Below are 4,541 nucleotides of genomic sequence, written 5' to 3'. Positions count from 1 at the left end.
CCGCGACAACAGGAAGGTGCGGTCGGCATCCATGTTGAGGTCGAACCCGAAGACGTGCCACCGCGCCTCTTACTCCAGCAGGGCCAGGGGTCGGATACGACGCTCGTGCGGACGCGCCTCGCCGGGACGCAGGTAGGTGAAGGTCACGACACGGCTCTGCTCGATGGCGCGCTGCAGCGCCGGAAACGACGCGTCGCGCACCCGGATGCGGGGCGCGTACCCGATGATGGGCTCGTCGACGGGGATGCCGAGGGCCCGGATCTTGCGCAGGCCGCTGCGTGCGTCGGTCGAGAGCGATTCGCTCCCCCAGACGCTGCCGGCGATGTTGAGCAGGGCCACCTCGGCCGGGCTGAACGAGATGTCGTCGGGGAGGGAGTACTCCGCCGTCGGCACGCGGTACCGCGCCTCGCGGAGATCGTCGGGGTCGGTGCGATTGCCGATCGTCTCGATCGGGACGCCGAGCCCCCGCAGGCTCTCTTTGTCGCGCTCGAACATCTTCTCGAGCGCGTCCTTAGACGCTCCCGCCTCGAGCTGTTCACGGTAGCCCGCGACGGAGGAGAGGATCGTGTCCTTCGTCAGACCCTGCTCGGTCGCCATGAGGGCGACGACGAGGTTCACCAAGCGCTCCTCGGGAGCACTACGGGAGGCGGTGGCGGACACCCGCCCATCCTAGGCGGCACGGCGAACCGCGTAGCCGACGCGCGCGTCGACGAGGCGGGAGCCGAGCGCCGGTCGCTTGCGGCTGAGCGCTGCGCTCAGCCGGCGATACCGAGGATGTCGACGACGTAGACCAGGGCGGTGCCCTCGGGCGCCTGCAGGATCTGCGTGTCCTGCGCGGTCTGGTCGGCGGGGACGACGATGAGCACCTGCGAGCCGACCGTCTGCCCCTCGAGGGCCGCGGCCATCGCGGGCGGCAGAACCGACACCGTCGCCTGGCCGGGCGCGCCGTTCTTCCAGGTCGAGGCGAAGGTCGTGTCGGATCCCCACGCGACACCCTGCACGTGGATGACCACGGAGGAGTCGGCGGTGAGCGTGTCGCCGTCGCCCTTCTTGATGGTCTGCGAGCGTGCCTCGGTCGGGGCGTCTCCCGCGGGGATCACCACGCCGGGCTGCCCGTCGGGCGCCCGCACGACCGAGGGCATGCCCGAGTCGGCGTTGTACTGATCGGCACCGTCGGCGGCGGGCAGGAACACCTTGCGCACGTCGAAGACGAACACCGCGCCGTCGCCCTCGGCGACCCCGAGCGCCTGCGCACCCTGAGCGCCGAGATCGGCACCCGGGATGGCGACCGCCACGCGCGATCCCTCGGACACGCAGCGCATCAACGGCGCGAGGGAGGGCACCGCCTGGGTGAGACGCGGCAGCGGCGTGGCCGTTGCGACGTCGGAGTTGTAGGGCGTCGCGACCAGCTGCTCACCGGATGCGGCGTCGAGCACCGTGACGTCGACGAGCGCGAGCTGCGAGTCGGTGGTGATGCGCGGGCCATCGCCCTCGACGAGGGTGGCGGTGCCCGCCTGCGACGGGACGAACGGCGACCGCACCGAGACGGTGGGAACCGAGCCGACCTCGCCCGGGGCGTCGACGACCGCGGCGATCGCACTGTCGGAGGGCGTCGGGCACGACGAGGCGAGGGATGCCGAGCACCCGACCAGGCCGAATCCGGCCAGAGCGGTCACGGCCACGAGAGCGGGGAGTCTGCGCACCGGAACAGTTTAGGTGCTCGGGCGGGACTCCTCCGACGCGGCTCCCGCGACGGACTGCCGCACGCCATCGGCGGACTTCTGCGCCTCGCGCACGCGCTTGCGCAGGTTCTTGTCGGTGATCTCGCGGTCGCCGACGGCGCCCGGGGTCCACAGCTCCACGTCGTCGTCTCCGTAGCTCGACTTCGACGCGCGACGCTTGACCTCGGGCGGGATCGCTCCGGGCGCGAGCCGCCGGGCGGTGACGAGAAAGCCCGTGTGCGCGACCATGCGGTGGTCGGGGCGCACCGCGAGACCCTCGACGTGCCACCCGCGGACCATCGTCTCGCTGGCATCCGGTTCGGTGAACAGGCCGGTCGCTCGGATGTATTCGGCCACGCGGCTGAGCTGGGTCGCGGTGGCGATGTAGCAGAGCACCACGCCGCCGGGGGTGAGCGCGTCCGCCGCGGCGTCGATGCACTCCCACGGGGCGAGCATGTCGAGCACGATGCGGTCGACGGATGCCGGGGCCACGGCATCCGGGAGGCTCTCGACGAGATCGCCCACGATGACCTGCCAGGTCGCCGGCATCTCGCCGTGGAAGGTCTCGACATTCGCGCGTGCGACGTCGGCGAACTCTTCGCGGCGTTCGAAAGACAGCAGACGTCCGGCGGGACCGATGGCCCGCAGCAGCCACAGCGACAGCGCGCCGGAGCCCACGCCGGCCTCTACAACCGTGGCGCCCGGGAAGATGTCGGCCTGCGCGAGGATCTGCGCGGCGTCCTTCGGGTAGACGATGGCGGCGCCGCGAGGCATCGACATGACGAAGTCGCGCAGGAGCGGCCGGACGGCGAGGTAGTCGTGGCCGGAGCTGTTCGTCACGACGCTGCCGTCGGGCTGGTCGACCAGCAGGTCGTGCTTGAGCACGCCGTTGTGGGTGTGCAGCTCGCCCTGCTCGCGCAGGGTGATGGTGTGCATGCGGCCCTTGGGGCCGGTCAGCTGCACCCGGTCGCCGACCCGGAAGGGGCCGCTCAGGTGGGGGGTCTCGCTCATCGGGTCACTCGCGTCTCATCGGGGCGGGTCTGAACGTGCGCGGCGTGCAGCGCGCGCAGGTCGGTGCTGGTTCGCCCCGCGAGGTCGGGCCACTGCGCGTGCGCGCCGACGCCGTCGAGGGGCACCATCAGCGGGACGCCGAGCGACACGGCGCCGCTGGCGACGGCAGAGCGCAGACCGTTGGGGCTGTCTTCGATCGCGACGGTGTCGCGGATGTCGACGCCCAGTGCTGCGGCGGCCTGCAGGTACGGATCGGGGTGGGGTTTGGGCCGCTCCACGTCGTCTCCGGCGATGACGACGTCGAAGGCGGGGAAATTGATCAGGTCGACGACCGAGAGCGCCATGCGCCGCATCGACATCGTCACGAGCGCCGTTTTGATGCCGGTGGCCTTGAGGTCGGCGAGCAGTTCGCGGGCCCCCGGGCGGAAGGGCACACCGGTGACGGCGAGCTGGCGCAGCACCTCATCGGTGAGGTAGGCGATGATCTCGTCGACCCCCCACGGCACGCCGGCGTTCTGGAGCAGGCGGGCGGAGTCCTCGAGGGCGAGGCCCACCATCCCCAGCGCCTGCTCGTGCGACCACGTACCGCCGAAGCGTTCGACCAACGGGGTCTCGGCGGCCATCCAGTACGGCTCGGTGTCGACGAGCGTGCCGTCCATGTCCCACAGGACCGCCGCGAGGGCCGGAGAAGTCATCGTTCCATCGTATCGAGGGCGCGCACCGTCGCCGTCCGACCCGCGTCGTTGCGGCGGTACGGTCGGGCGCTCCCGCGCGGGCCGACCGGCGTGAGCGGCGGCGTCCGACCGCGTCGTCGTGCGTGCGCCTATCCTGGAACCCAGCCCCGACGGGGCAGAGGAGGTTGCGTGGACGCACTGGGTCGCCGGATCATCGTCGCCGCGTTCGACGGGTGGAACGACGCCGGGGAGGCCGCGTCGGCGGCAGCGTCGATGCTGCGGGCCGACGTCGAGTACGACGTCGTGCACTCCGTCGACCCCGAGTTGTACTTCGACTACCAGTACACCCGTCCGCAGATCGGACTGGATGCCGAGGGCCGACGCACCCTCACGTGGCCGGAGGCGAAGCTTCTGCGCCCGACGCAGCGCTCCGACGACGCCGAGATCTGGCTGCTCGTCGGCGTCGAACCCGCCCGCGCGTGGCAGGCTTTCGCCGCCGAGTTCATCGACGTCGCCCTGCGCGAAGACGTCACGGGCTTCGTGGCCCTCGGGTCGATGATGTCGGACGTGCCCCACACCCGCCCCATCTCGGTCTTCGCCGGCAGCGACAACGAAGGCGTCCGCCAGTCGCTCGGGCTCGAGCGGAGCCTCTACGAGGGGCCCGTCGGCATCCTGAGCGCCATCGGCCACGCGTCGGAGCAGGTCGGCATCCCGACGGCGAGCCTGTGGGCGAGCGTGCCGCACTACGTCGCGGGCCACACCCCCTCGCCCAAGGCCACGCTCGCGTTGCTCGAGCGCCTCGAATCGATCACGGGCATCACCGTGCCGCGCGGCGATCTCGAAGCCGAGTCGCGGCAGTGGGAGGCATCGATCGACGCGGCGGCCGCCGACGACGACGAGATGAGCGACTACATCCGTCAGCTCGAGCAGACGCGCGACACGTGGGACTCCCCCGAGGCGTCCGGCGACGCCATCGCGCAGGAGTTCGAGCGGTACCTCCGCCGCGGCGGCGGTGGCGACGGTCCCTCAAAGCCCGGCCGCGACGACCCGCCCCGACGCTGACGCTGACCCCCGAACGATGCGGGTCCCGGTCCCTTCGACGGGCTCAGGGACCTCGCGTGGCAGTGGTGACCTC

The 4,541-nt window shown here is 71.5% G+C and carries 5 protein-coding genes; 1 reads left to right on the top strand and 4 read right to left on the bottom strand.

Translation table 11 applies throughout. The annotated features are described in order from the left end of the window. Window positions 1-69 precede the first annotated feature (69 nt). From RWP81_RS14530 to RWP81_RS14515, 4 genes are all read right to left on the bottom strand, one after another. Complete coding sequence (locus RWP81_RS14530; RefSeq protein ID WP_314457269.1) at window positions 70-660, bottom strand: hypothetical protein; 591 nt, start codon at window positions 658-660, stop codon at window positions 70-72. A 95-nt stretch (window positions 661-755) separates the two neighbouring features. Then, complete coding sequence (locus RWP81_RS14525) at window positions 756-1,703, bottom strand: FKBP-type peptidyl-prolyl cis-trans isomerase (RefSeq protein ID WP_314457267.1); 948 nt, start codon at window positions 1,701-1,703, stop codon at window positions 756-758. Between the two features lie 9 nt (window positions 1,704-1,712). Further along, window positions 1,713-2,732 carry a tRNA (adenine-N1)-methyltransferase gene (locus RWP81_RS14520; RefSeq protein WP_314457266.1) on the bottom strand — a complete coding sequence of 340 codons (1,020 nt, stop codon included), beginning with the start codon at window positions 2,730-2,732 and terminating at the stop codon, window positions 1,713-1,715. Further along, window positions 2,729-3,427, bottom strand: coding sequence for an HAD family phosphatase (locus tag RWP81_RS14515; RefSeq protein WP_314457264.1), 699 nt, complete (start codon window positions 3,425-3,427; stop codon window positions 2,729-2,731). Before RWP81_RS14515 ends, RWP81_RS14520 begins: the two co-directional genes overlap by 4 nt. Window positions 3,428-3,595: 168 nt before the next feature. Here RWP81_RS14515 and RWP81_RS14510 point away from each other — a divergent pair, with 168 nt between their 5' ends. Further along, complete coding sequence (locus tag RWP81_RS14510; protein ID WP_314457262.1) at window positions 3,596-4,468, top strand: PAC2 family protein; 873 nt, start codon at window positions 3,596-3,598, stop codon at window positions 4,466-4,468. Window positions 4,469-4,541 lie beyond the last annotated feature (73 nt).

The organism is uncultured Microbacterium sp. (assembly GCF_963521695.1).
In the GTDB taxonomy this organism is placed as follows: domain Bacteria; phylum Actinomycetota; class Actinomycetes; order Actinomycetales; family Microbacteriaceae; genus Microbacterium.
Note: the sequence above shows the minus strand (reverse complement) of the source record. Positions and strands in the feature narration are given on the sequence as shown.